The sequence below is a fragment of the Pseudomonadota bacterium genome (assembly GCA_026388215.1).
GTDB lineage: Bacteria > Desulfobacterota > Syntrophorhabdia > Syntrophorhabdales > Syntrophorhabdaceae > JAPLKF01.
In genome coordinates this window covers 1-3898 of record JAPLKF010000287.1, presented here as the reverse complement: position 1 = coordinate 3898, position 3898 = coordinate 1, and the positions used below count along the sequence as shown (strand labels likewise).

Below are 3898 nucleotides of genomic sequence, written 5' to 3'. Positions count from 1 at the left end.
GCTCGCAGATACCGGCCGATGTAACACCATAAACGAGATATTCTTTATTGAAATGCCGGACATAATCCAAAATAGCGTCGAAAGTCCCATTCACAAATGTCGTTCCCGTCATAAGAACCAGATCGGAATTATTAACCAGTTCTTCAGTCATGATACCGCCGTCCCACACTTCTACACCGTATTTCATTGTCCCGATATTCTGTCTGTTTAGATCGGTTATCTTTACGTTCTCAGCTCCAAAGGTGTTACTCAGCGCTTCTAAGATGGCGGGGTTTAATCCAACAAGACCAACCCTTTTTGATCTTAATGCCTGTTTGATGTGGGAAGCGATCTCTTTAGCGCATTTCTCGGGCTCTTCGTCCTTGCAGTGGAGTGTCGTCTGAACGATATTGAGATGCTTCAATACCGCATTCATCGTGGCGATAAAGATCGCCCTTTCCCCGTTGGTGGCAAGAGGCATGGTAATCACCTCCTGAAGCTTACCGATAAACTCTTTCGGTGAATCGGTAAAGGCATGGGCCTTTGCCCCCTGAAACTCTGCCTCAACAACCCTTTCCTTGCCTGTTACGATTGGGAAATCCCTCCTACCCGGGGTCCCTATAGCCTCTTCGGAGGATAGGGTTTTGACAAGAACAGTTACGGGGGCAGATGTAAGATTGGTATTGTCTATTATTTCGTTTAGTTTTTTTTTCGAGTTCTCCAATATAGAAATATCGCCATCAATGGTCATCATTCACACCCCGAATTATAATAATCTTCGAATACTACCATATGTTTATCCCAAAAAAATTAAAGATAAACTTTATTGAAACGTAGAAGAAGTACACACCGAATATCAGTTTTAATGTAGAGGGGTTAAACCTCTTGATAATGGCTGCACCGATTTGCGCACCTATGATTGTGCCTGTTGCCAGTATAAGACCTGCTACAAGGACAACATAGCCCTGCACGAGTTTAATACCTCCACCGACAATAGCGAGAGGGATAATTGTAGCAAGGGATGTCCCCATGGTTATATATACCGGTGCACCAAATAGATAGATGAGACCGGGGACAAGCGCGTAGCCTCCACCCACCCCTAGGATGCCGGTAGTCACACCGATAATGAATCCAAAAACAATCCAGCCCCATCTTGGCCCAGGTATGGCATTGCCTTCCTGAGTCTTTATCCCGCCTTTTCTAAGACCTTCACAGATCATTCGTACTGCAGGCCAGAAAAAGGCGAGCCCAAAAATGAGTCCCAAAAACTTAATATGACTGGTAAGAAGTGTAAAGAACCAGGAACCTAAAAATACACCCAGTATGCCAGATATACCAAGATAAAGGGTAGCCCTTACATCAAGATTACGACGTACGAGATGGCCGTAACCACCGGAAAGGGCGGTAAAAATCACTGCGAAAAGGGTAGTGCCCACAGCTATGGGTACTGGATATCCCATCCAGAAATGGATGGCAGGGAGCATGACACTACATCCGCCAGTCCCTATAATACCACCAAGCAATCCTGCAGCAAATCCGATTATCAAAAGAAGAATTATCGTGATTGCTGACACAGACGGCATACTTGCCTTTTGTGGTATACCCGATGAATAGGCCCAGATGGCAGCGATTATCACGATTAAGAGAAGCACGGTGGTTGGGATATAATTCTTAAAAAATCCTAGAGTACCTCTTGTTGTCGTTATTATTACCTCTTTCTTAGTATCAGTTCTTTCAGGAGCCGAATACATACTTTGTCCCTGCGGTATTAAGGATAAACTGTTCCGGCATCTCCTTTGCAAATCGCGTAATCGCCTCGAAGCCTGTACAGTGGGCAGGGATAATATAATCAGGGGCTATCGTCTTTATATCTGAAATCGTCTTCTCTATGATCTCTTCTTTCGCATTGATAAGGTGGAATCCTCCGATTACTGCATGTACCTTGTTAATACCTGTTATCTTCTGCGCATATTTCACCGTGTTTACAAGTCCCACATGGGCACACCCTGATAATATGACAATACCCTTGTCTTTCACCGCACAGACGATCGCCTGCTCTCCATAAAAATAGTCCTGCTCTATCCTGCCCTCTCTTTCCACAAGAAGTGTGTCTGGCACCTGTTCGTATCCTGTAACCCTCTCGATCTTTCCCGTCAGGTAGCATCCCCTTACAACCTCTTCGGGTTCAGTAACCACAATTACCTTGAATCTTCGAGCATCCTCTATCTCTTCTCTTTTTAATTCACCCAGATCAATAAGATCAGGACTTCCAGGACGGATCGAGTATCTGCGGGCAAAGACATCGTCCCCCATATAAATTGGCAATTCCTTCGCTGTCTTATCGCTTATATGTTCTAAAACACCCATAAGGCCACCCCAGTGATCAAAGTCGCCATGGCTTAAACCTAAGGCATCAAACTTAGATGAATCAACATTGAGCAACCTCATATTGTTGATGATACCTGAAGAATCTATCCCGTAATCGAACATAAAAAAATATGACCTGCCATTAACTACGGTTTCCAGATGGCATGAAAAGCCGTGCTCTGCGTGGATGGAAGCACCGGGAAAGGACCTGTAACGTTTCCCGTTGGGTGGATCGGGCCTTAAGGCATCGTAGTAGTTGTCTGTAATAACGGTAACTGTAAGCCTTTCTATTTCTAAGAAATCTTTATTGAGGGACACCCTTACCTCCTTTATTTTTTAACATTTTTAACCGATTATCTTTTGCAAACACCTCCGGTGGAGCAGGGAGGAGTATCACAGCGCTCCTCTTTGCCACAACAGGTCTTACCACCCTGGGAACTGATAAGATGACCATTAATAGAAAAATTGCTTGCAGATAACTTCTGATGCATTTTTATACTTCCACAATCTCTGCATCTGATCTCCGTATCTCCTTTGCCAACCCCGATAAGAAATTCGCTCACTATCCCGCAATCCTCGCACATATACTCATAAATAGGCATACCTGCACCTCCACACACTCAGTTGTTTGTGGTTCATTGCTTATCACTCATAACTCAACACTCGCCGCTGCCTTTTAATGGTCGCAGGTATTGGCGCCAGTCTGTAATGTTCCTTTCAGGTACTCCTCAACTACTTTCCTGGGGGATTCGCCCTCTGCGCCGGTAACTACCTGGACGCCTTGTTGGGCAAAAAGCTGCTGGGCACGGCTACCCATACCGCCGGCTATGATGCAATTGACGCCCTGCTGCGAAAGCCATGGAGGTAAAAGACCCGGTTCGTGCGGCGGCGGGGTAACATAGGTCTCATTTACCACCTTGCCTTCTCCATCAGTGTCAATCAGGGCAAAGGCCTCACAGTGACCGAAGTGGGCACATAACTTGCCTTCATTTGTAGGTACTGCAAATTTCATAGGAACCTCCTTGTGGGATACAGAATTTACTTCCCCGTCGCTTTTGTCCTGCGAGGGGGGAGTTACAGGTATTTCTTTTTCAGTGTCCGCTTTGGATGCGGTTTGTTCGCTTTTTTCAAAATATACAATACGCTCAACGATCTCATAGAATTTTTCTGCTGTCTTTGTTTTGGAATAAAAATACATATACGGCTGTTCTTCATCTCCGCTCTTTACGATATCCGGGTCAAGGGGGATGCTACCCAAAAGTGGTATTCCATAGCTTTTCGCCAATTTTTTACCACCACCTGAAGAGAATATGTCCACCTCCTTGCCGCAGTGGGGGCAGATAAACCCGCTCATATTTTCAATAATCCCTGTGATGGGAAGATTGAGTTGCCTGCAGAAGGTGATGCACTTCTCTACGTCGATTGTTGCAACCTCCTGGGGTGTGGTGACAATGATTGCACTGCTTTTTGCACCTAAAAGCTGTGCAATGGTGAGCGGTTCATCACCCGTCCCGGGGGGACAGTCTACGACAAGGGTATCGAGGTCTCCCCA

At 45.5% G+C, this 3898-nt stretch carries 5 protein-coding genes; all 5 read right to left on the bottom strand.

Annotated features, from left to right (window positions below):
- Positions 1-733: DUF364 domain-containing protein (locus NTU69_13020; GenBank protein MCX5804426.1), on the bottom strand; the 733-nt coding region annotated here is incomplete at its 3' end.
- Between the two features lie 31 nt (positions 734-764).
- Positions 765-1730: an anion permease gene (locus NTU69_13015; GenBank protein ID MCX5804425.1), complete on the bottom strand. Its 966-nt coding sequence runs from the start codon at positions 1728-1730 to the stop codon at positions 765-767.
- Positions 1714-2664, bottom strand: coding sequence for an MBL fold metallo-hydrolase (locus NTU69_13010; GenBank protein MCX5804424.1), 951 nt, complete (start codon positions 2662-2664; stop codon positions 1714-1716). Before NTU69_13010 ends, NTU69_13015 begins: the two co-directional genes overlap by 17 nt.
- 35 nt (positions 2665-2699) lie before the next feature.
- Entirely contained in the window at positions 2700-2948 is a 249-nt protein-coding gene (locus tag NTU69_13005; protein MCX5804423.1) for a zinc ribbon domain-containing protein, read from the bottom strand.
- 74 nt (positions 2949-3022) lie between these two features.
- The coding region (locus tag NTU69_13000) for a P-loop NTPase (GenBank protein MCX5804422.1) at positions 3023-3898 on the bottom strand (876 nt) is incomplete at its 5' end.